22 protein-coding genes are annotated in these 22294 nt (G+C 38.4%); 9 read left to right on the plus strand and 13 right to left on the minus strand.

The window, feature by feature from the left end:
• Positions 1-133 precede the first annotated feature (133 nt).
• Positions 134-1750 (minus strand): esterase/lipase family protein, encoded by a 1617-nt coding sequence (locus tag PNIG_RS17425; RefSeq protein ID WP_231613386.1) that lies wholly within the window; start codon positions 1748-1750, stop codon positions 134-136.
• A gap of 309 nt (positions 1751-2059) precedes the next feature.
• On the opposite strand from PNIG_RS17425, the gene PNIG_RS17430 reads away from it, so the two are divergent.
• Both PNIG_RS17430 and trhP read left to right on the plus strand, forming a co-directional pair.
• Entirely contained in the window at positions 2060-2560 is a 501-nt protein-coding gene (locus PNIG_RS17430; protein WP_307724741.1) for an acyloxyacyl hydrolase, read from the plus strand.
• A 258-nt stretch (positions 2561-2818) separates the two neighbouring features.
• A complete protein-coding gene (gene trhP / locus PNIG_RS17435; protein ID WP_089369096.1) occupies positions 2819-4225 on the plus strand; it encodes a prephenate-dependent tRNA uridine(34) hydroxylase TrhP in 1407 nt (468 codons plus the stop codon).
• 79 nt (positions 4226-4304) lie between these two features.
• Here trhP and PNIG_RS17440 read toward each other — a convergent pair whose 3' ends face one another.
• Positions 4305-5189 carry a LysR family transcriptional regulator gene (locus PNIG_RS17440; RefSeq protein WP_244181085.1) on the minus strand — a complete coding sequence of 295 codons (885 nt, stop codon included), beginning with the start codon at positions 5187-5189 and terminating at the stop codon, positions 4305-4307.
• Between the two features lie 278 nt (positions 5190-5467).
• Between PNIG_RS17440 and PNIG_RS17445 the strand changes: the two genes are divergently transcribed.
• The 3 genes from PNIG_RS17445 to PNIG_RS17455 all read left to right on the plus strand — a co-directional run bounded on the left by PNIG_RS17445 (position 5468) and on the right by PNIG_RS17455 (position 7524).
• Positions 5468-5734 (plus strand): hypothetical protein, encoded by a 267-nt coding sequence (locus PNIG_RS17445; RefSeq protein ID WP_089369097.1) that lies wholly within the window; start codon positions 5468-5470, stop codon positions 5732-5734.
• Positions 5735-5758: 24 nt separating this feature from the next.
• On the plus strand, positions 5759-6061 hold the full coding sequence (locus PNIG_RS17450) for a hypothetical protein (protein ID WP_089369098.1): 303 nt from the start codon (positions 5759-5761) through the stop codon (positions 6059-6061).
• Positions 6062-6402: 341 nt separating this feature from the next.
• Positions 6403-7524, plus strand: a complete 1122-nt coding sequence (locus PNIG_RS17455; protein WP_089369099.1) for a PD-(D/E)XK nuclease family protein — start codon at positions 6403-6405, stop codon at positions 7522-7524.
• A gap of 247 nt (positions 7525-7771) precedes the next feature.
• Here PNIG_RS17455 and PNIG_RS17460 read toward each other — a convergent pair whose 3' ends face one another.
• The 11 genes from PNIG_RS17460 to PNIG_RS17510 all read right to left on the minus strand — a co-directional run bounded on the left by PNIG_RS17460 (position 7772) and on the right by PNIG_RS17510 (position 16553).
• Positions 7772-8488, minus strand: coding sequence for a hypothetical protein (locus tag PNIG_RS17460; RefSeq protein ID WP_089369100.1), 717 nt, complete (start codon positions 8486-8488; stop codon positions 7772-7774).
• Positions 8485-9225: an iron transporter gene (locus tag PNIG_RS17465; protein ID WP_089369101.1), complete on the minus strand. Its 741-nt coding sequence runs from the start codon at positions 9223-9225 to the stop codon at positions 8485-8487. The genes PNIG_RS17460 and PNIG_RS17465 overlap by 4 nt, the downstream gene beginning before the upstream one ends.
• On the minus strand, positions 9212-9565 hold the full coding sequence (locus PNIG_RS17470; protein ID WP_089369102.1) for a cupredoxin domain-containing protein: 354 nt from the start codon (positions 9563-9565) through the stop codon (positions 9212-9214). The genes PNIG_RS17465 and PNIG_RS17470 overlap by 14 nt, the downstream gene beginning before the upstream one ends.
• On the minus strand, positions 9558-10871 hold the full coding sequence (locus PNIG_RS17475) for an ATP-binding protein (RefSeq protein ID WP_089369103.1): 1314 nt from the start codon (positions 10869-10871) through the stop codon (positions 9558-9560). The genes PNIG_RS17470 and PNIG_RS17475 overlap by 8 nt, the downstream gene beginning before the upstream one ends.
• A 26-nt stretch (positions 10872-10897) precedes the next feature.
• On the minus strand, positions 10898-11557 hold the full coding sequence (locus PNIG_RS17480; protein WP_089369104.1) for a response regulator: 660 nt from the start codon (positions 11555-11557) through the stop codon (positions 10898-10900).
• A 7-nt stretch (positions 11558-11564) separates the two neighbouring features.
• Positions 11565-12212 carry a tetratricopeptide repeat protein gene (locus PNIG_RS17485; RefSeq protein WP_089369105.1) on the minus strand — a complete coding sequence of 216 codons (648 nt, stop codon included), beginning with the start codon at positions 12210-12212 and terminating at the stop codon, positions 11565-11567.
• 23 nt (positions 12213-12235) lie between these two features.
• Complete coding sequence (locus PNIG_RS17490; RefSeq protein WP_089369106.1) at positions 12236-13006, minus strand: SDR family oxidoreductase; 771 nt, start codon at positions 13004-13006, stop codon at positions 12236-12238.
• Positions 13003-13692: an iron-containing redox enzyme family protein gene (locus tag PNIG_RS17495; RefSeq protein ID WP_089369107.1), complete on the minus strand. Its 690-nt coding sequence runs from the start codon at positions 13690-13692 to the stop codon at positions 13003-13005. Before PNIG_RS17495 ends, PNIG_RS17490 begins: the two co-directional genes overlap by 4 nt.
• The gene (locus tag PNIG_RS17500) at positions 13685-15154 is read right to left on the minus strand and encodes an AMP-binding protein (RefSeq protein ID WP_089369108.1); all 1470 of its coding nucleotides are present in this window, start codon (positions 15152-15154) and stop codon (positions 13685-13687) included. The genes PNIG_RS17495 and PNIG_RS17500 overlap by 8 nt, the downstream gene beginning before the upstream one ends.
• The gene (locus PNIG_RS17505; RefSeq protein WP_089369324.1) at positions 15151-15804 is read right to left on the minus strand and encodes a thermostable hemolysin; all 654 of its coding nucleotides are present in this window, start codon (positions 15802-15804) and stop codon (positions 15151-15153) included. Before PNIG_RS17505 ends, PNIG_RS17500 begins: the two co-directional genes overlap by 4 nt.
• Positions 15805-16025: 221 nt before the next feature.
• Entirely contained in the window at positions 16026-16553 is a 528-nt protein-coding gene (locus PNIG_RS17510; RefSeq protein ID WP_089369109.1) for a helix-turn-helix transcriptional regulator, read from the minus strand.
• A 158-nt stretch (positions 16554-16711) separates the two neighbouring features.
• Between PNIG_RS17510 and PNIG_RS17515 the strand changes: the two genes are divergently transcribed.
• The 4 genes from PNIG_RS17515 (at position 16712) to PNIG_RS17535 (ending at position 22293) form a co-directional block, all read left to right on the plus strand.
• Complete coding sequence (locus PNIG_RS17515; RefSeq protein ID WP_089369110.1) at positions 16712-17788, plus strand: efflux RND transporter periplasmic adaptor subunit; 1077 nt, start codon at positions 16712-16714, stop codon at positions 17786-17788.
• Entirely contained in the window at positions 17789-20863 is a 3075-nt protein-coding gene (locus tag PNIG_RS17520) for an efflux RND transporter permease subunit (protein WP_089369111.1), read from the plus strand. It abuts the gene before it with no gap.
• Positions 20856-21161, plus strand: coding sequence for a DUF3240 family protein (locus PNIG_RS17525; protein WP_089369112.1), 306 nt, complete (start codon positions 20856-20858; stop codon positions 21159-21161). The genes PNIG_RS17520 and PNIG_RS17525 overlap by 8 nt, the downstream gene beginning before the upstream one ends.
• Before the next feature lie 880 nt (positions 21162-22041).
• On the plus strand, positions 22042-22293 hold the full coding sequence (locus tag PNIG_RS17535) for a YfhL family 4Fe-4S dicluster ferredoxin (RefSeq protein ID WP_089369113.1): 252 nt from the start codon (positions 22042-22044) through the stop codon (positions 22291-22293).
• The last annotated feature ends 1 nt before the right edge of the window (position 22294 follow it).

Here is a 22294-nt window from a genome sequence, read left to right on the forward strand (position 1 = left end):
CAATAATTTTAAGTGAAAGTGTGAATATTAACGGGCGCGAATTATACGCGTTTTAACGTAAAAATACTAATTATTATTAATAACCATCTTTGAATATATTTAGCAGGCTTTATTTATATTTTGTTTTGTGCGCTTACTGCGATTTTAACTTTGTTAAAATATACTCAATTGCACTAGGGTTTTGAAAGGAGTTATGGCTTGATTTAACTATAATAGTCTCTTTAGCTTTGTCGTAATAAGCGCTAGGGTAGTCAACTACGCTGTCGCTGATATTACTGCAATCATCGCTTGAATCGCAGATTAGACGATTAGTAGAACCAATAATATTATACGCTTCTCCTTGCACGGGTAATGTGCCCAACGCATCCATTAAAGGGTGCCCTGGTCTGAGTACTTGTACGCTATTTGGACCATAATCTTTTAAAAAAGGCAGCATACCTTTAGTTAGTTTAGCTATGCCAACCTTATCGATAAGTGCTTTAAAAAGGCCAGTAAACTCCAGCGGCAAAGTAACTAAGGACGCGCCTATGTAGCCTAATGCTGAGCTGGCAATACTGGAGCCGCGATGTGGGGTATCTAAAAAGAATACACGGTTGTAGTTAAACACCGGCTCAAACACAAAAATATCTTTAATATCGCGTTGTTTTTCGTTGAGTAGCAGTTCGGGTCTGTCGGTAAAAGTGGCATCCCACAATGCGTAGTTGCTATTTGTTGTTAATGTTTTACTGATCACTCCGCCCATACTGTGGCCAATTATTGTTGCGCGCTCAAAGCCTTGCTCCCCGCTAGCAACTTGGCTCAGTTCACTGAGTAAATGACGCACTCTCATGGCATTAAAAAACGGTGGCGGACCTGAGGGATAATACACATGCCAAATTTGATAACGTTGGCTTAATACTGCATCATTTAATATGGCCATGGTTAAGTAACGCCAAATCAGTGGATCAGAATTTAAACCGTGGATCATTACTAATGGTTCTTTGTCAGCAGTTAATTGGGCAAGTGAAAATATGCCACGACGCTTTTCGGCTTCGCTGGCAGAGACAAAGCCTAGCCAACTAAATTGGTCTATGGTGGCATCTTCTAGCAGCATTAAAAAACTTGCTGCGGGTGAATAACTTAATGCGTAGCGATTATTTCCTAGGCTAATTTCTTTGGTGTTGTTTTGTTGTTCAATATCTATGGTAACTAGGTAGGTTAAACCCTGTGTTTCAATTGTTTTTAACTTAGCATTGTAGGCGCGGTAAATACCTTCTTCAGGGTAAAATTTGGCTTTTGGGTTGTCGGGCTGCTGTTTCTTTACCACTAAGGCAACCCCCAACTCACCCAGTGTTTTAGCCGCAAGGCGTGGCTCTAAAGGTAATAGGTTACTTACAAAGGTAAATTGTTTTTCACCGTTTATTGCAACCGAAACAAGGTTTAATTGTGTGGGATCGCTTTTTAGTAGTTTATAAAGAGAGCTGTTGTAGAGGCTCAGTGCATACGTTTTTAAATTAGAGGGTAATTGCGGTCTGGCCAACAGAGTTTGCGCACATTGTAGGCTCAATACTAGGCCAATATCTGTATCATCACTCACGCTCAGACAATGGCTGTGTAACGCGCCTAGCGATAAGGGCGCTAAATTAGGTAAAACAGCATAGCCCAACGCATTGCTAATTTGTGGCTGTTGGTCATTTAATTGCAAAAAACGCCCAGAAGAGCAGCCATTGAGCATAATAAAAATTGCAATAATAAAGAATAATCGAACCATAGTCACAGTGCTAAAAAATTATAAAAACAATATTAAAATCTACACCTTAGTCGTTATTTTCTCAAGTATTAAACGGCTATTAACAAATTAACTTGCCTGTTTGTGCAAAAACTTGCTCATATAATGGCTATTGTTCGTGTAGTTGTGTGCTGCAGCAATAATATTGGCGGTTAATTAAATTCTATTAAGTCGATTGTTTTATACTAATTAATTAAATTTTAACCGTGATAAATGTCATTAAAATAGCCGCCAAATTCAACTTAACACGCTTATATTGCTATGAAAAATATTATTCTAAGTTTGACACTAATGTTTGGTTTTGTATTTTCGGCAGGCGCAACTCAAAACAAGAGTTATTCGATTGATTACGTTCAAGGTGAAGGAGATGTCAAAGGGATTAAGCTAGCGCTGCAATACCACGTTGACTGGTTAAAACAGTATTCAGAGAATTTAAATATGTATTTTGAATCAAGCTTAAACCTGTGGGAGTATGGTGCTGAAAATGACTACGACAGTAACCTAGTGCTTGCTATTTCGCCAGTGATCCAATACCCGATAACCCAGATGGCAGATAAACCTATTTTAATAGAGTTTGGGATTGGTGTTTCGTTACTCGACGATACTGTGTTTGCGGGCAAAAATGTCAGCACCCATTATCAATTTGAAGACCGCTTAGGTTTAGTGATGAAGTTTGGCAAAAATAATCGACAAAGCGTGGCTATACGCTACTTTCATTATTCTAACGCCGGCTTCAAAAAGCCAAATCCAGGGCTAGATTTTATTGCCCTAAATTATACCCGCTTTTATTAACCCCTGTGACTAAGTAGCCGCAAGTATCGCAATATAAATAACTGCGGCTACTACAAAAAATTAGCGCAAAACGTTACTCAGTTTTTCGTTAGTGAGAGGTGTTTTAAATAAGGGCTAAATTATTGTGCTTTTAACGCTAAATACTCAGTACATGATGCTGATCAATTATCCTTAAATTAATACTCTATATACTGCCGCGCTTTGTTATTTAATTATTCATGCAACTGGCTTGTAACCAGTTTTATGTATGGAGCGCTCATGCCATCAACTACTGTTAACTCTTCAAAAAATACACCGCCGTTTGCGTTTACCCCTGAACTATTATCGCCCGCGGGCAGCTTAAAAAACATGCGCTATGCCTTTGCCTATGGTGCTGATGCAGTATATGCAGGGCAGCCACGCTATAGCTTACGAGTACGTAATAATGAGTTTGATCTCGAAACATTAAAAATAGGCATAGATGAAGCGCATGCACTAAATAAAAAGTTTTATGTGGTATCGAATATTGCGCCGCATAACGCTAAAGTTAACTCGTATTTACGCGACATTGAGCCGGTTATTGCTATGCAGCCCGATGCGCTGATCATGTCTGATCCGGGTTTAATTATGTTAGTGCGTGAAAAATGGCCGACTATGCCTATTCATCTATCGGTACAAGCGAATGCGGTAAATTACGCGAGTGTACAGTTTTGGGCAAAACAGGGGATTGAGCGAGTTATTTTATCGCGCGAACTGTCGCTAGAAGAAATTGCCGAAATACGCAGGCTTTGCCCAAATACCGAGCTGGAAATATTTGTCCATGGTGCCTTGTGTATGGCGTACTCTGGACGCTGTTTATTGTCGGGTTACATAAACAAACGCGATCCAAATCAAGGTACATGCACTAATGCTTGTCGTTGGGATTACGATGTAAAACCGGGCGTTGAAAACGAAACGGGTGAAATGGTACATAAGTTCGATCCTAAAAGTATAATACCTACGCTTGGTGAAGGCGCTCCTAGTAGCGAAATAGTCATGTTAGAGGAGCAAGGTCGCCCCGGTGAATATATGCCTGCTTATGAAGATGAGCATGGTACTTATATTATGAACTCAAAAGATTTACGAGCAGTACAATATGTAGAGCAACTTACCCAAATGGGTATACATAGCTTAAAAATAGAAGGGCGCACCAAGTCTTTTTATTATGTAGCACGCACCGCGCAGGTTTATCGCAAAGCAATTGATGACGCAGTAGCTGGTCGCCCGTTTGATACCAACTTATTTAAAACCTTAGAAAATTTAGCCCACAGAGGCTACACCGAAGGCTTTTTAAAGCGCCATGCGCACCAAGACTATCAAAATTATGAATACGGCCATTCGGTATCAACTAAACAACAGTTTGTTGGCGAAGTGCTGGGTAGAGATGCTAACGGCTTAGTTGATATTGATGTAAAAAATAAGTTTTGTGTTGGCCATTCATTAGAGTTAATGACCCCACTAGGTAATATTAGCTTTGTACTTGAGCAGATGGAAAATAAAAAGGGTGAAAGTATTAGCGATGCTAAAGGTTCCGGCCATATTGTTAAAATAGCGCTGCCTCAAGCACTAGATTTAGCGTACGCTATTTTAATGCGTAATCTTGATGAGCATCAAGATACTCGCAATCCGTTTAAGCAAGCCGTTTAGTAATTACAGCAATACTTTAAGCGACTTTTATAGCGTTATGGTACTGAGGCTGAGTTATTAAAAAATACCTTGCAGCGCTTTAGCTAAAGTGTTGCAAGGTATAGTCTATTAGTAACCTCACACGATGAGGGATTTGTTTTCTGTCGCGATAAAGCATAGAAAAAGGCTGCCCTTCACTTTGCCAATCAGGAAGAATACGCTCAAGCGTTCCTGACTCTATTAATGGCAATGCAATATAATCAGGTATATAACTAATGCCAACACCCGATTCTACGGCATGTTTCATCATTTGAATTTCATCAACTTCAAGCCTAATGTGTTTTTTTGGCTCAACGTTATACACTTCATTAGTCAGTTTATTTTTTAATTGCCACGGGGCTAATCCAAAGCAAATAACTTTGGGTTGTTCTTCTAATTGCTCAGGGTGGGTAATTAAATGAGTGGTTTGGTTAGGGCGGCCACATATTATATTATGGGTGAGTTTCAACTCTCTAATAACCCAATTATCAATAGCAGGGTTTCTTACTCTAAAAGCAATATCAATGCCTTTTTTTTCGATATCAATTAAGTCATTTGAAAAACGTAAATCTAACTGTATTTCTGGATACAGCAGTAAAAAATCACAAAAAATAGCGCTTAAAAAATGCTTGCCCATGTAAATTGGCGCAGAAATTCTAATTTTACCTTTTGGTTGCTGCTTCTCATCAGATAACGCTTGCTCTATGGCGTCTACTTCCTCAAACAGTTTGCAGTAGCGAGCGTAATATAGCTCCCCTGTATGAGTTAATGTAACGCGATGAGCGTCTCGATTAAGTAAGGTTAACTGTAGAGTTTGCTCCAATAAACGTATTCTGCGGCTTAAGGTTGATAATGATACATTTAGACTTTCGGATGCTTTTTTAAAGCTACCTAATTGCACTATAGTGCAAAAATAACGTAAATCATCAAGAGAGTAATTAGGCATTATTAAAACCGCTTATCATTTCAAAACTTAATTATTGTTGAAGTTATGTTTAATCATAACAGCGGCGCTGTTAAATATCATTAGATGTTAAAAGTAGTGATTTAAAATTGGCCGCCCCCCCCGTGATTAGGGCGAAGCGATATCGCTGGCTAGTTCGCATTATGATATCTTGAGACAAAATGGCTTTGTTAAACAAGTATGCCTAGCTTTTATTTTCTCACTAGCAATTGTTTGCTTATGTTTGTAGCGATAAATTGAGACTTAAACTTAAGGGTATTATGAATTTTTGTGATGATATTTTTGAAGCTGTATTAGCTTTAGATGAGTCTACTAGCAACGTAGCTGATAGTGATTATAACCTCAACTTAAAAGAGGTTAATTTGGCTCACTACCTCAGTATTTCAAACAACGAAAAGCTAGTTTTATTAGAAAAGTGCGGCCTTTTTGATTTAGTAAAATTAGACAATAAAATTGCATTATTAAAACATGATACTCAAAGAGTCCACTTAAACGTTGTAACAAATACAAAAGTAACTAAAAGTTAGGGCATAAAAGTTACAAATTGCATTATGACGCGCTTTGATTCGGTATATACCCCAAGGGATATTGCTGATCATGTAATGTTCAAACACATACTCGCGAGCACAGAGGTGTTAATTACAGATTTCCATAAAGGAGGTAGTGATGGACGCTTTTCGAGTTCAAGAATTAACACCGCATTCGAATTAGGGCACTTTGTTTATTTTTTAGATTTTGAAAAGCCTGAAGTTTTGCATGCTACTGACGCAGAACATTTCAATGCCCTTGCCCGTTCTATGGAAATTAAAGGATCAGATATCAAAAAACTTAGAGTGATAAGAGCTAATAAATAGTGTTTAAATGGGAGCACAGCTTCAACTTCTAATTTAATAACAAGTACGCATTGGATTATAATCTCCAAAATGCATTAAACATTGCGCATAGGAATAAAACTATGCACTTGTTTTACATCGGTTTTAGGTGCTACTTCGAAGTTAAAGAACACCTAAAAATGAATTATTGAAAATTATAGATAAAGAAGTAAAACTAAATTATTTTAAGCATGTAATTTATTTTTTATCCCATCGTTCTAGATCGAAAGGCAAATTCGTAAAATATAATTTAATTCATTTTTTAACGAAATTTAAGTTAGTTTATATTGTTAACTAACAAAATACTTTTACAGGTAATAATTATGGAAAGCCTTTTAGTCAACTTAAGAAAGTATCGTCCTCGGGAAAATACGGATCCCCTTGAAAACTTTATAACAGAAGCATTTGCTTGGCTGTTGCGAAGTAACCGCGAGGTTTTACAGAGCGTATTCGAATGTATAAATAATAAATTGCAATCGTCAATTAGTGCACCCGATGGTGAAGTTTTTATATCAACGCAGGAAAATTTTAATAATAAGTTCCCTGATTTAGTTATAAGTTGGGAGACCTGCACCTTAGTGTTCGAACATAAAGTAAAATCAGACTTACATCAAAACCAGCTGAAAAACTATCGTGAGTATGCATCTGAAACTTATGACGATTACAGAATTATATTAATAACAGCTACTCCTTTTCAACATGCTCAAAATCCAGATGCAGCATTGTGCTGGGAGGATATTTATAAATGCTTAATAAGTTTAGTTGATAAAATAAATTATGAGCACGCAAGTTGGGCAATAGAAGATTTTTTATCATTACTTAAATCTGAAGGATTAGGACCAAAGTCCCCAATGAATCGTTTCTCTATTGCTCATTATTTAGAAGCAGTAAAATTTATTGAGCAAGTTGACTCGATCTTTAAAACGGCTCAAAAACGAGAATGGCCGTTACAAACTATCGGGATGGAACCCGTATTTAAACGCCAAGGAACTGAGTCAAGAGTTGGGTTAGAATTTTGCCCTATCATTAAAAATAAAGGCAGGCAGTGGCTTCCCGGTATATTTTGCGGTGTGTTGCTCGATGGAAGAGATCACGGAGTTAAAGAATTTATAAATAATGAATTAAAATTATGCTTAGTTTTTGATTTCAATCGAACAGGCCAAGAGATGATAAAAAATTCAGACAATTATAATAATTTAAAAGCGTGTTTTAAATTATTATTTAATGATTGGGAGTATATAGATACTGCTGTAGATCCGAGAGCCAAGCATAATAAATGGCATCCAATTGTTATTTTAAGGTCAATGCTTTCTTTGTTTGAACATGCCAATACTCATCAAGAGCAAGTAGATATAGTGCTAGAAGTTTTTACAGAATTACAAAATACACTCATGATACAGCCTGAATTTATAAAGCTAGTTGAAGAGCTCACAGTGACAAAATAAAACGTTAGTGATTATATAAATGGGTTTAATAATAATCTTAGACCATATCATTATAGCGCTAGCGTAGTGCTAAACGAGTTTAGGTTAGATACAAAAACTCTAAAACTGTGGCCAAATTTTATTGACCACTTGTATCTTGAGGCTTCTGGTACACAGTCAATGGGAGTGATTTTTTAATGAATGGAAAATCTGTTGTGGAGCCTGTACGGATTCTGTGTAACTGCCCGTTTTTAGATTTTATTCATTATTAAAATTCAAATTCTAATGCGAGCCTAAAACTATGATTTTTTTCTGATTGGCTTATCTCAGTGATAAAACCCGCTTCCCATTTTAATTGTTTTTGTCCATCAAAACGTTGCAAACCTATAAAACCAGGGCCAATTCCTACAAAGTCTTCACCTACGTAAACCTCAATAGATGGTTGAAAAGCAGAACGATACCGGTAGCGATATTGTGCTCTAAACTCACTTTCCCATTCGTTTTGAATATCCTGCCCCCATTCATAAACCAAAAAAGCGTTTAATGTTAGGCTTGTTTTTCCAAACTCTTTTTCGATCACAAAACCCGAGGTTGCTTCGTATACATCTTCGTTATGTTTTTTTTCAAGCTCAAATAATGCGCCCCAATCAGCCCATAACTTACCTTGCTCAATTAACTGCCAGCGCAATTCAAGCTCGTAAGCTTCTAAGCTAAAATCGCCGTTATCGTCTCGCTCACCAACTAAATACCCTTCTAGTGCCATTGTATCGCTAATAGCACCACCACCACCTAAGCGCTGCGCTAATATATTGCCACTATCAGTTTGATGCGATACCAGTCGCCACTCAAACTCACGTTCAAAAGGTAAAACATAGGGGTGATATACCTTATCAACAACAATACCATCAGCACTTGCCTGGGTTGGAAGTAACAACACACAAAAAGCGGTAAAACTAAGCGCTAAATATAGGTTGAGTGCTTTCATACACGTTCCTTAGTCATTGAAGCTGGAATAACGTAACAAATTAATAAAAATAACACGCTGCTTGTACTATATATAAGTACACTCATTAAATCAGGAGTGGCCTCGTAACCAACAAGAGCACGCAGTACGCGGCCTAGCTCAGAGTTTTCGCTTAACAAATCACGTAAATCCCACACGGTTGAGGTGTTGGTAATTAAGTCTATTTGGCTTGCCAAATCCAGTGCGACTAATAACTTAGCCGCGCTGTTAAAAGCAAGCAAAGTAAAAAGCGGGTACATACCAAAACGGTGCTTAATTGCATTCATTAAAAAGTACAGCAATACGCTAAAACTTAAACAAATTCCAACACCTAATAAAGTGCCAATAAATAAGCTTTGCCCTGCATCATTATTTTGCCAAAAACTGGTGAGGTAAATAATATAGTGGCTTAAATACAGCGTTATTGTGCTTATAACTGCGATATAAAATGCCGCTGACTTTTGCTTTAGTGCAAATACCAACACAGCAATAAATATAGTAATACATAGCCCTATTTGTGAGTACTCTAACCCTTGGTATTCAAACCACTGGCTCACCCACGATGCGCTTTGCATGTACAAAAACGACATTACCGCGCCAATTAATACAGCAGAGCATATTCGCAAAGAACTCTGTTTTTTTACTACTTGTAGTAGCACTAATAAAATAGCCACAGGTAGTAATTGATTAAGGCTCATGACTAAACTATTTATTAACATGCTGTGCCCCTTCATCGCTAACTATTACAACGCCCCTAGCTGTATTTGGCGAAAACTCACCAAAAAACTTGTAATACCCTTTACTAAGCGGTCCTATATAAATAATGCTTTTACGATTTGGGTAGAGCACTTTTTCTCTGTTTAGATCAAAACTATCAAACTCTTCTGGTGTACTATCTTGGTTTTCTATCAATAGCTTTACTTTTTTATTCGCGGGAATAGTAATTTGTGAGGGATAGAACAAGTGATCTTTTAAAATAATAAGGTACTCTTTACTCGCCGCGTTAAACGACAAAAATAGCAAACAACAAAGGCATTGATTAAATAAACGTCTAGTCACTTTTTACTCCTGTAAAAGTAATCTTCACGGTTAGCCCGCCTAAATGACTATTCGCTAAATGAATATTTGCGTCATAAATAGCAATTATGTGTTGAACAATCGCCATGCCTAAACCCGCGCCTTGCTCGCCTGATGGATGCTGATCGCCACCTACGCGATAAAAGCGATTAAATATTCGGTCTTTTTGCTCTTCAGTCATGCCTGAACCTGAATCATCTATTTGCCAACTATAGTCATTATTACTAGATGCTAATTTAATTATTATTTGACCATCATTAGGTGTGTATTTAATAGCATTACTGAGTAAATTAGAGATAAGCGTCGTTAATGTAAACTCATCACCATTAATTACAAAATCATTACCTTCGAGGCTAATAGTTTGGTTTTTTTCGTCTATTTTATCGTATTGCTCCGACACGGCTTGTTGAGTAATAGTTAGCAATGACTGTTCACTAAACTGCTTTTGCCACTGTTCTGGCTGAGTGCGTCCTAAAATTAGCATTTGTTCAACAATATTACTTAAGCGATTAATACCTTGTGACATTGCTTTTAATTCTTGATTATTTTGCGAGTTACTTTGTTTATTAGCTAAATTATGTACATTAATTTTTAGACTACTAAGCGGAGTACGTAACTCATGAGCTGCATCTGAGGCAAAAAAGCGCTCTCGTAAGTAGGCAGTTTCTACTCGTTTAAATAAATCGTTTAAACGATTAATAACAGGTTTAATTTCTTCGTCGGTTACTTGCCAGTTAATTGGGGTAAAGTCGTTTGCTTGGCGAGAAGCCAACTGCCTAGACAGTCGGGTAAGAGGGGCTAATGCGTATTTAACAAAAAAGCTTATAAAAATAGCAAGCAGAGGAACTGCCCATAACATAGGTAACATTGCCGATAAAATAACGGCTTCAGCTAATTCAAACCGCTTTGCCATAGGTTCAGCAACGATAACCTTACGAGTATTTTTTCTCATTACAAACACTCGCATACGTTGCCCTGCTAAATTTGCAGTTTGAAGTCCTTCACTAAAATTAACACAGTTATTTGGTAAACTCGATGAGCCACTAAGTAAACGATTATTATGCCAAATTTGGTACAACAACTGAGCACTATTACTACTTACTTGTGCTGCATTTGTGGTTAGTGCTAATGGTTGTTCAATTAAAACGCCAGCCACTATTTTAAGCTCATTATCAAGTAAGTTTTCACCGTGGTGCATGCTTTTTTGATAGCCTTTTACTAATGCTAAAAAACAGGTTAGCACCATCATTGAAAGTAAAATTAAGGTCAGGCGTTTACGAATAGACATTTTCAACCTCGAAATATAAACATACTCTAACGCTTACCAACCACGTAGCCGATACCACGTAAGGTTTTAATAAAATCGCTAGGGAATTTTTTACGAAGATGATGAATATGTACCTCTATGGCATTAGAGCCAACTTCTTCACCCCATTGGTAAAGTTTATTTTCGAGCTGTTGTTTTGATTGCACCCTTCCCAGATTTTCCATCAGCGCTTTTAAAAGCATGTATTCTTTTCGTGGTAGGGTAAGTGATTGCCCACTTAGCAATACTGTATGGGCAGAAGTATCCATTACTACATCACCACAGCGCAATAAGCTTGATTGTGTTTGATTAATGCGCCGACTTGCTACTCGCAATCGAGCAAATAACTCAGCGGGGTCAAACGGCTTTGCAAGGTAGTCATCAGCCCCCATATCAAGCCCTTTAACTTTGTCGTCAATACCGCCGCGAGCAGTTAAAATAACCACCGGAATAACTTTTTTTTGCGATTTAATATGTTTTAAAACTTGCGAGCCGTCGCCATCAGGTAATCCTAAATCGAGAATAACAAGCTCAATTTCACCACTAGAAAGGCACTCTAAGGCGTGTTTTACTGTGCCACTGTGCTCTACGCTGTAGCCCTCTTGGCGCAAAGAGCGAATAAGCCCTTGTGCCACTAAGGCATCGTCTTCAACAAGTAATAAATGCATTGTGTGTTTATCTTTTTAGTTTTTTATCTACTTTTACTAATAGCTGGCTAATTGCTTGTTGACGATATTCATCTGCTTTTGCACGAGTATCACGAATGCCCGCTGCTTGTGCTACAAGTAGTCGTGCTTTAGCTTGTTTATAATCGCCTTCGCCATACAAGTATTCACCGTATAAGTAATTAGTATCAATGCCTTTGAGATTAAAAGCGAGTGCTTGTTTAAATAATTTTTCAGCTTTGTCGTCATCACCAAAACCAATTGGCCAACCAGGTACTTTGCTGTAAAGCGTTGCAAGGCTTGCGTAAGCCGATCCATTTAATGCAGCACCATCTATTGAAAGTGCATTTTCAAGTGACGCTTTTGCCTCTTTTGCTAAACCAAGTGCACCCAAGCCACCTTTTGCGCCGGCAAAACTAGCTAACACAATACCATTCCAAATATGCGGTTGTGCCGAGTTAGGGTAGTTTTCAACAAATAACGCGCTTTGCTCACTTAATTGCGTAAACGCATCTATTTGCGCATCGTCTTCAAGCTCGTAGTTGGCAATAGCCCACTTTTGTTGAATAGAAATTAGGTCTTGCGCTTCATCTGCCTGTACTACGGTGGTAAATATAGCCGTTAATATTAAATAAAATGCGAGTGTAAATTTATACATAATTTTGCCCTTGTGTGTGTTTGTTAACTTAAAAAGCGTTTAATTTTAGGAAGTTGCTTTGCAATAGCGTTATCAACAACGCTTGGGAATACGCCATTTATGCGTGCAAATAATTTTTCAGGAAAACCAATAAAGCGCCTTGTTTGGTTTGAACTTATTAGTGCTAATAACTCTTGAGCAACTAATTCTGGCGAGTCCATTTTATTACCGAGCTCTTTATTTATTGCCCGCGCTTTACTGCTATTAATAGATGTATCTGTTGCTCTTGGTGCTAAATAGGTCACTTTAACGCCTGAACCATTCAACTCACGTGATAATGCCTCTGTAAAGCCACGTAAACCAAATTTACTGGCGCAATAAAGCGTTTGAAACGGGTAGCCAATACTGCCAAACGATGATCCCACATTAACAATAGTGCCTTTGGTATACTCTAACTGTCCTAAAAATAGCTGGCATAGTTTAATAGGCACCGACAAATTAGTCATGAGCATATTATCTATTTGCTCATTACTTGTGTGCTCAAGGCTTTGCATTGTATTTATACCTGCGTTATTAATAAGTAATTTAACGTCACCGAGTTGCTTGGCTTTTATTGCTAGGTCAATACGTGTTGTATCGTCGGTTAAATCGCCTGTAAATATTTCACTGTCTGGGCATTCACGGCTCAGTTTTTCAAGGGCTTGGGTATTTCGCCCTACAAGTAGTAACTTCCACCCTTTTGCATATAGGGCTTTAGCAATTGCTTGCCCTATTCCGCCTGTTGCACCAGTGAGCACACATAAAGAACTACTCATGCCAATTTGCCTTGTGCACTTGCTTTAAAAAGTGGTTCGTCATCGAGTCCACGAAATATATCGCCGTATAAACGATAAAAGCGCTTTGCACCATGAAGTATGGCTTGTTGATCCGCCTCGTCTGTTATTTGGTTCATAAGGTTTTCAAAAAACTTTACATGCTCTATATCAAGTGCACCGTGAGAGGTTAAATAACTAAATGCTTTTTTAGGTAAGCCCACAGCATTTGCAATGTTTGAAGCCGCGCCATCAGCAAGCGCTATAGAAGTGCCTTCAAGTACATGCACCATGCCAAAAAAACTCAGCGGGTTTTTACGTGCAATGGAGTCGTACGCATACGACACCATCATTTCGGTAGCAAATTGCGGCTGACTACACCGTACTGTTTCTTTGTCAAAACCACAGGCTGCAATATCATTAAGTACCCATTCTTGATGACCTATCTCTTCTTCAATGTATTCTGCGACGGCTTCGCGCAGCCACTCTTGTTCGTCGGTTAATCGTGCACCAACCGACATCATTAAAGGCACAGTGTGCTTAACATGGTGATACGCTTGCACTAAAAACGAGGCATATTCTTCAAGTGATGCTTCGCCTTTAAAAACACGCTGGATAATCGGCGCTGCAAGCAGGTAATTTTGCTCTTGTTTAGTTTGCTCTTTAAGGGTGTTAAAAAAATCACTCATTAATTACTTCTCCAAGTCGGTAAAATTGCTCAAACACATCATGGTACTGCTTACTTATGGCATCTCGTTTTGGGCGATTATTTGTTGTTAATAATCCTTGTTGCACACTTAATGGGGCAGCTAAACGATGCCACTTTTGAATTCGAGCATAGTCGGGTAGTTGTTTATTAATTGCGTTAATGTATTGAGCTAACACTGGGTTACTTAGCTTTGTATCGGCGTAAATAATGGCACTCAGAAAAGGTCGCCCCTCACCAAACACAACCGCTTGTAAAATACCGCTTTGACTGAGTAATAGTGATTCAGGCCACTCGGCACTGATGTTGCGCCCCATGCTGGTAATAATTAGGTTTTTTAATCGGCCTTTAATAAATAAGGTATTTTGATGCTGCTCGACTAGATCACCGGTTCCATACCACTGTTTTTTGTTGTGAGGTTGATGGTTTAAGTAGCCTAAAAACAAATCGCCTTTTATAAAAAGCTGGCCATTTTCAATTTTGGTTTGAATATGAGGTAACACAGAGCCTGCACTTTGGCGGTTATCGTTTGTGGGGGTATTTAAACTCACTACAGATGCCGCCTCAGACAGCCCATAACCTTGATACACCGGTAAGTTTAAGCTACGCGCTTTAACTATTAGCATTTCGCTGACAAGCGCTCCACCCACTGCAATAAACTGCAACGAACTAGGCGGTTGCCAACCTTGCTCAGCAAAAGTAACTAAGCATGCTAATAGTTCAGGTACTAAAATAAGCGTATTTGGCTTAACTTTATCAATAGCAGCAATAAGCTGTGCGGGCTGTTTTAATGCAGTTCCAACAAAGCCTAATTCATTTAATGGTATTAAGTGTACTGTACCGCCACTTTTTAAAGGGGCATACACACCAGCTATATTTTCAAGCAATACAGCTAGTGGCAATAAACATAAATGAACAGGCTTTTTAATATTAATTTTATCGCAAAGAGATTGAGCTACCTGCATTTGGCTCTTTGCAGATAAACACACGCCCTTTGGCTGCCCAGTTGAGCCTGATGTAAATGTTACTTTTTGAGTTTCAGGAAAGTAACTGTTCGGTTTAGCCACAACTATTTCGTAAATATATAACGTGTAAAGTTCAAACACAGTAATAGAGGCAACAGGCTCCTCAAGTAAATGGTTTAGCGTGTCGCTAATAAATAAATTAGCGCCGCATTGCACTAATACATATTGAGTTTGTTGTTCACTGAAAAAGTGAGCAATTGGCACAGCCACTTTATTAGAAACCGCTGTAGCAGCATCAATAACAAGCCAAGCGGGTGTATTATCAAGCTTATAAGCGATACCTTTGCCGCTAAAGCCTTGTAGTATTTTTACTACTTTTTGTATTTGCTGGTTAAACTCATCGCCGTTAATTTCACGTGTTTGATCTTTATTATGGGCAATAATTAATGGCGATACTGAATGAGTATTATAGTAATTCATACATTCACCAATGCATTTACCAAAGAATTGATATTGCAGTGGTTTTGCTGCATCAAACTATAAAGCATTGGGGTATTTAATACTTGTTGGTGAGCTTGCTCTAGGCTCACAATGCATACTGTTGGTTGGTTGGCGTAATAGCTGCCCCACTTTAATGGGTTCTCAACTACAAAACTGCTCGCAAGTGCAATTTCAGTACACGTAACACCAAGTAAGCGCAATAAAGCACGCACTTTGTTGGTTGCACAAAACACTAAATGTTTTGCCCCCACACTTTGCAGAGCTTCGTTAACAATAATAAAATGTGCAAGAGTTGCTCTTCGATTTGTAGAGCAGAGATTACCAAGTTCAAAAATTTTATTGCGAGAAATGCTCTCATCTAAAAAATCTTCAACGGGTGATGCTAAATATTGCTCAATAAACAATGGCGAAGTTGCTTGCCTTAGCCCTAACGTGCACTTTCCTTGCTTGGTAACATATTGGCAAAGTAGTGGCATAAAAGAAGTAAGCTTAGCGTTATACGCAACTAAAAAACCTTCTTTCACTGTGTTTTCGAGATTTTTTCGATGCACATCATCAATACGAGCACTAATAAACTGACTGTTATTTTGTGTTAAACCTAATGATGTAGAAGTGTGGGCTAATTGCATAAGCTCGCTCATTTAAACCTGTTTATATTTCAGGGTTTAAACTTAACGAGTGAAACTTAAAGAAAACTTAAGAAATTTAATTTAAATGAAAAAAGCGCCTAACCACTACAATACAGATTAAGAGTAGAGCCTGCTTCTATTTATAAGTGATTCTATTACTTTTGGTTGGATGACCGAGTGGACTCGAAATACCGACTCTAGCATGTCAAGGCTTTTTTAGATTAATTTATAGCTGTACTTTTTGGTTGATAATGGTTTTGTTGCATAAAATCTTCTAAAAACCATGCAGCAAACTCGTGTCGGCCTTCTACATCGGCTTTGCTGTAAATATCGGAAGCTTGTTGACGGACGGTTTTTTCTTTTGTGCTTCTTAGCGCGCTTATTTCTTTAAAGCTTAGGCCTTTAAGTAACAACATGGCGACTTCTTGCTCACTGCGTGTCAATGCCCACTGTGAAAACTGGGTTTGAATAACGCCACTGTATTCATGGCGCGCATCCATCATTGTTTGTGATATGTTTTTAAGTTCTTTTTTTGAATGAGCTAATTTTTGTTTCAGCACATTGATATTGGCGGTACTCGAACGAATATCTCTAAATAAGTAAATAGCACCGGCTGCGGAAATGGCAACGATTAAGCTCTCAGAAAAAATATGCCACAGTGGTACTCCTAGTTTCAAATCTATTATCACATCAAAAAAGTTTAGCACCATTATTATTAACAAGGTGGCTGCGATTAACTTGTCTTTCATTAAATCCTCTATTATCAATTGTTTATAAATACAATGGACATATGTCCCATACCGTGAGTCACGCTTTTTTTGGGTACGTACGGCGTTTGCCTGATGATTTAACAGTCTAAAAAAGTCATGGTTCATTCTATGAAATTAATCAAATGTGAACAAACGCAATGCTGTTAAATTTTACAACAAAAATTCTTCACTTTTTACGTATTCAATATACGTTATTTTTATTCTTTATGGTGGCTTTATTAACACTTATCCCTGTGCATGCTTCACAAAATTTAGCACCTGTAGAGCTTTCTTCACTCAGTGGTTTTGATGTCGAATTTGCGCCAATTCAAAAAACAGAGTTTATTAACGGGCAAAGTTTAATTGGTGAAGTCAATTTCAAACCCGGGGTCAATTACACGGTGCTGTTTGCGTTTGATGTACAGCAGGTTCGTTACTTATACCCTAACGGCAGCATGGTAGAAAAGGGCGCCACTATCGCAAGCGTTGAGGGCAGCGATGTACACCATTTTTTAGATGCCTATCAATCAGCAAAAGACATGCTCGCTATTACTAAAAGCCATTACGACATAAACCAACAGCACTTAAAAAACAAAATAATAAGAAGCTCTGAATGGGTTGAAATTACTAAAAGCTATTTTGAAGCCAAGCTAAATTTTGAACATATGCAACATCAAATGGCATTTTTAAACATTGATGATAATGAAAACGTGACCTTAGTGAGTCCAAAAACGGGCATTTTAAAACTCACTAATGAGTCGGGAAACCGTGTGATGGGTGACACCGCGTTTGATATTATCGATGCAAGTAGTATTCGCGTTAAGATTAATGTCCCCCTTAGTTTTACCAACACGTTAGCGCATTTTAAGCTGTCACAAAATTGCAGCTTAAATATTGAGAGCTATGACAGTATTGTAGATAAATACCATCAAATAGTATGGGCGTCGCTAAGCTCGAATGAGTGCCAGCTGACACTGGGGCAAACCATCAAAGTCACACCGGTAAATAAATTAACAGGCTTTAAAATAGCAAAGTCAGCGGTGTTTGAATTTGAAGATGTTAATTACATTGCTTTAAAATCTGGCGATAACCTTGAGTTACTGCCGATTGAGCTCAAAGGTACACAAGGCAAAGACTACGTGTTTACTGCCAATAAAAACCTAGATGATCAGAAGATACTAATAAGCTCGGTAAGTGCGCTACAAGGTATGTTGCTTCACTTAGGGGGAGAGTAAATGTTAAACCAGCTTATTAAGTTTTCACTTACTCAGCGTTTGTTTGTTAGTATTTTTGTTATTGTTGCTATGGCCATTGGCGCTAAATCTTGGTTAAGTATTCCGGTGGATGCTTTTCCAGAAATATCGCCCACCCAAGTTAAAATAGTTTACAAATTACCCGGCATGAACGCCCTTGAAATAGAATCGCAAGTAACACGGGTGATTGAAACCGAATTACTGGGTATTCCGTCACAGCAAATGCTGCGCTCTACTACTAAATATTCTATTACGGATATTACCATTGACTTTAAAGAGGGCACCGACATTTATTGGGCCCGTCAGCAAGTTAATGAGCGTTTATTAAATATTTTGCCCACCTTGCCCAGTAATATTAGTGGCGGCATGGCGCCAATGAGCACGCCTTTGAGCGAGGTGTTCATGTTTACTATAGAAAGTACTCACTTATCGCTGATTGAAAAAAGAGAGCTTTTAGATTGGCAAATTCGTCCATTGCTGCGCACTGTAACCGGCGTTGCAGATGTGAATAGTCTTGGCGGCTTTTCAAAAACCTATGAAATACTTCCCAACACCTTATTGATGCAACAGCATCAAGTTAGCTTTGATGAAATGAAGTTAGCAATCACGCAAACGAATCAAAACGGTGGCATAGGGCGCTTAGAAAAAGGCAACGACACTTTTATTTTGCGCACTGAGGGCAAATACACCGATATAACCGCCATTGAAAATACTGTGATTAAGTCCACTCAAAATAAGGTTATTCGGTTAAGTGATATTGCCACGGTACACGTTGGCAGTTTAACCCGTTATGGCGCAGTCACTAAAAACAGTGAAGAGGCGGTACAAGGGCTTATAATTGCGCTTAAAAATAGTAATACAGCGCAAGTTGTTGAAGATGTAAAAGATAAACTTCGCACCATTGAAGCTTCATTACCGCAAGGCACAAAAATTAATGTGTTTTACGACCGCTCTAACTTAATAAATACCGCAATTAGCACCATTACCAGCGCATTAGGCCAAGCTATCATTTTAGTGATAGTGCTACTAGCCTTGTTTTTAGGCGATATTCGCTCTTCATTGGTGGTATCTTTGTCTTTACCTATGTCGGCATTGCTGACGTTTATAATGATGAATCAGTTTGATTTATCGGCTAATTTAATGAGTTTAGGTGGCTTAGTGATTGCCATTGGTATGCTGGTGGACTCATCGGTAGTTATTGTTGAAAACATAGTAAATCGGCTGGCTAATAATCAGCACCTCCCTCGGCTGCATGTTATTTATCGCGCATGTAAAGAAGTCGCGACGCCAGTGTTTTCAGGCACAATCATTATAATTATCGTGTTTTCACCGCTATTAATGTTAACAGGGCTAGAAGGCAAGTTATTTACCCCAGTGGCGTTAACTATCGTGTTTGCCATGCTAAGTGCGCTGTTGTTGTCGTTAACGGTTATTCCAATTTTAGCCTCGTTGTTATTAAAAAATGAACCCGTAACCCAACCTAAAATGGTGACGCTATTACAAGGCTTTTATACTAAAACACTTGCCCAAGCAATTAAAAAGCCGGTGGCTATTAGTGTTATATCAGTCGCTGTTTTAGTGCTCAGTGGGGTGTTATTTCAGGGGCTTGGCAAAAGCTTTATGCCCGTTTTAGATGAAGGCGACATTATTGTGCAACTGGAAAAATCGCCGAGTATTTCCTTGCAAGCCTCGCTGGATATCGATAAACAAATTGAAGCCACACTGCTAAAAAACACCCCAGAAATCGTACAAATTGTTGCCCGTACCGGCTCCGATGAACTCGGGCTTGATCCTATGGGGTTAAACGAAACCGATGTGTTTATGGAATTAGCACCAAAAGATACGTGGCGTTTTGACTCCAAAGCGCTGCTAATCGAGGATATTCGACAAACACTTACGCAATTTCCAGGGGTAAATATTGGCTTTACTCAGCCAATACAAATGCGGGTATCAGAAATGCTCACCGGTGGTACCGGTGATATTTCGATTAAAGTATTTGGTAATGATATTGCGACACTTGCCTCATTAGCTGAAAAAATCACTGCACTTGCCACTAATATTGACGGCGCAAGTGATGTGCAAATGGCGCTTATTGAAGGGGGTAAATACGTAAATATTAAACTTATTCCTGAGGTTGCTAGTCAGTTTGGTTTAACCACCGAAGGATTAAGCGATTATTTAAAGTCGCAATTAGAAGGCTTGCAGGTATCGGCACTTCAAGAAGGAAACCGCGTGATCCCAATTGTGTTTAATGCACAAAAAAGCGAAAGCGCAGCACACTTTGAGTTATCGTCAATGAGCGCATTAAAGCAAAAGCTAATTTTAATGCCCGACAACAGCCTACTACCACTTGAAGAGGTGGCTAATATTAGCTTTAAAACGGGGCCATTGTTAATAGAGCGAGAAAAAGCAAAACGCTTTGCTTCTGTAAGCGTTAATGTGGATAACCGCGATGTGGTTAGTTATGTGAATGAACTGGAAGCTAAAATTAATAGCAGCATAAAATTACCCAGTGGTTTTACCTTGTCGTTTGGTGGCGAATTTGAAAGCCAGCAACGTGCAACACAAAACTTGCTGGTGCTTATTCCGGTGGCATTAATACTGATTTTCATTATTTTATTTACCACGTTTAAATCGTTATCTAAATCAACGCTGATAATTGCTAATATTCCGTTTGCGTTAATGGGGGGAGTGATTGCCCTGTTTATTAGTAACGAATACCTCTCGGTGCCTGCATCGGTTGGTTTTGTTGCTTTACTTGGCGTAGCGGTACTCAATGGTATTGTGATGATCAGCCACTTAGAGCAAATGAAAATGTTTTCTGCCAATGTAATGCAGCGCATTTTAGATGGCGCAAGCAGACGCCTTCGCCCAGTGTTAATGACAGCCACAACCGCAATGTTTGGTTTACTGCCACTGGTATTCGCTACCGGCCCTGGCGCTGAGATTCAAAAGCCATTGGCGATTGTGGTTGTTGGCGGGTTAATTACCTCAACAATTACAACACTTTATTTACTGCCTATCTTTTATGGTTGGTTGGAGAAAAAACATGGCTGAACAGTTACTTTTTACCCTAAATGTACCCACAAACATAAAAGATGAAGTGGTTGATATATTAATTGGCATAGACTGCATTACCGGCTTTAACTTAAAAAACATTGAAGGCTACAGCAAGGAGCACAGTGAATTTGATATTGCTGAGCAAGTAGAAGGGCATCGCAGCTTTTATCAGTTTGAGGTGCATATATTATTAGCGCAGCTACAAATTATCAAAACAGCATTAAGCCCTGTATGCCAACACACATCATTAAAATACTGGGTTACGCCTATATATGAAAGCGGGCGTCTTAGATAATTAATACCCTTATAGTTAGATCATGATATGTATATTTAGTTAGGGGCTCTCTACACGGTCAGATACATAAAAGTCGTCAATATCAGCTGCTGGGTTATTGGATTCTGCCTTATTGATGTTATCAATAACTTTTTCTAACTCTCCAGCTGAAAGAGATTGGAACGCTCGCTTAAGCCGGGAGATGATGCCTGAGCTTTTTTATTCTGCATTGATATGTTCTGAGCGATGAAGCTGCAAATTTGGTAGGTGCGGTGTTATGGCGCTCTATTAAGCTTTGTTCAGTAAGCTTACGCGCTTTTGCTATCGTTAATTCAGGTACTTCACCTAATTTGGTATTGGCTATGCCAGATGGTTTAGGGAAATTAGAATAGAAAATGGCTGTACCAGACTTGGTGAAAATTAGTCGAATATGGTGTTGTGCTTCGTATTTCGATAATTTTTTAGTCCGACTAGATTTAAGGCCTTGTTTTCCAATGCTTTTTCTTCAAAAAATATGATATTTTGAGCCAGCGTAGCACACCGATTTATGTGCTGCATAGAAAACGGCGGTTTGAGCTGATTCCATTCTATTTTTGCCTTAGTGTACTGAGCCTTGGTAAGTGTTGATAAAGAGTTTTTCACTTTGTTGTAACCTATATAAATAAAGGCCTTACGGCTATTTTTATTGATTAAGATCAACAAAGAAATAGAGAGAAATAGGCATAATTCGCGGCTGTAATTTACACCCAAAAGTAAAACGGTGTGTTAGGAATGTGTGCTACGATTTAATGAAAAATAAAGGTTTATTATTGAACTGGACTTGTATTAAAAGTAGTCAAAAAACATTTAATTTAACTCTATATTTATGTTTTATAATGATTTTAATTAGAAAGGCTAAATAGTGGCTCTACTCATAAATAGTAAATGCATTAACTGCGATATGTGCGATCCAGAGTGCCCAAATGAGGCTATTTATATGGGGGCTAAAATATATCAAATAGATCCCAGTAAATGCACTGAATGCGTAGGTCATTATGATAAGCCTACTTGCGTAAGTGTCTGCCCAATTGATTGTATTAAGCCAGACCCAACCCATAGTGAAACTATTGATGAGCTTGCCGATAAGTACGTAAGGTTAACTAGTAGTTGTTAGG

It is taken from the genome of Pseudoalteromonas nigrifaciens, from assembly GCF_002221505.1.
GTDB classification, from domain to species: Bacteria; Pseudomonadota; Gammaproteobacteria; order Enterobacterales; family Alteromonadaceae; genus Pseudoalteromonas; species Pseudoalteromonas nigrifaciens.

Bases quoted from the DNA above. Each gene is read 5' to 3' on its own strand.
- PNIG_RS17455 (WP_089369099.1), top strand. From the start codon at position 6,403: ATGGAAAGCCTTTTAGTCAACTTAAGAAAGTATCGTCCTCGGGAAAAT.
- PNIG_RS17480 (WP_089369104.1), bottom strand. From the start codon at position 11,557: ATGCATTTATTACTTGTTGAAGACGATGCCTTAGTGGCACAAGGGCTT.
- PNIG_RS17430 (WP_307724741.1), top strand. From the start codon at position 2,060: ATGTTTGGTTTTGTATTTTCGGCAGGCGCAACTCAAAACAAGAGTTAT.
- PNIG_RS17520 (WP_089369111.1), top strand. From the start codon at position 17,789: ATGTTAAACCAGCTTATTAAGTTTTCACTTACTCAGCGTTTGTTTGTT.
- PNIG_RS17475 (WP_089369103.1), bottom strand. From the start codon at position 10,871: ATGTCTATTCGTAAACGCCTGACCTTAATTTTACTTTCAATGATGGTG.
- PNIG_RS17445 (WP_089369097.1), top strand. From the start codon at position 5,468: ATGAATTTTTGTGATGATATTTTTGAAGCTGTATTAGCTTTAGATGAG.
- PNIG_RS17450 (WP_089369098.1), top strand. From the start codon at position 5,759: ATGACGCGCTTTGATTCGGTATATACCCCAAGGGATATTGCTGATCAT.
- PNIG_RS17500 (WP_089369108.1), bottom strand. From the start codon at position 15,154: ATGAATTACTATAATACTCATTCAGTATCGCCATTAATTATTGCCCAT.
- PNIG_RS17485 (WP_089369105.1), bottom strand. From the start codon at position 12,212: ATGTATAAATTTACACTCGCATTTTATTTAATATTAACGGCTATATTT.
- trhP (WP_089369096.1), top strand. From the start codon at position 2,819: ATGCCATCAACTACTGTTAACTCTTCAAAAAATACACCGCCGTTTGCG.
- PNIG_RS17525 (WP_089369112.1), top strand. From the start codon at position 20,856: ATGGCTGAACAGTTACTTTTTACCCTAAATGTACCCACAAACATAAAA.
- PNIG_RS17505 (WP_089369324.1), bottom strand. From the start codon at position 15,804: ATGCAATTAGCCCACACTTCTACATCATTAGGTTTAACACAAAATAAC.
- PNIG_RS17515 (WP_089369110.1), top strand. From the start codon at position 16,712: ATGCTGTTAAATTTTACAACAAAAATTCTTCACTTTTTACGTATTCAA.
- PNIG_RS17465 (WP_089369101.1), bottom strand. From the start codon at position 9,225: ATGTTAATAAATAGTTTAGTCATGAGCCTTAATCAATTACTACCTGTG.
- PNIG_RS17460 (WP_089369100.1), bottom strand. From the start codon at position 8,488: ATGAAAGCACTCAACCTATATTTAGCGCTTAGTTTTACCGCTTTTTGT.
- PNIG_RS17440 (WP_244181085.1), bottom strand. From the start codon at position 5,189: ATGCCTAATTACTCTCTTGATGATTTACGTTATTTTTGCACTATAGTG.
- PNIG_RS17425 (WP_231613386.1), bottom strand. From the start codon at position 1,750: ATGGTTCGATTATTCTTTATTATTGCAATTTTTATTATGCTCAATGGC.
- PNIG_RS17495 (WP_089369107.1), bottom strand. From the start codon at position 13,692: ATGAGTGATTTTTTTAACACCCTTAAAGAGCAAACTAAACAAGAGCAA.
- PNIG_RS17510 (WP_089369109.1), bottom strand. From the start codon at position 16,553: ATGAAAGACAAGTTAATCGCAGCCACCTTGTTAATAATAATGGTGCTA.
- PNIG_RS17490 (WP_089369106.1), bottom strand. From the start codon at position 13,006: ATGAGTAGTTCTTTATGTGTGCTCACTGGTGCAACAGGCGGAATAGGG.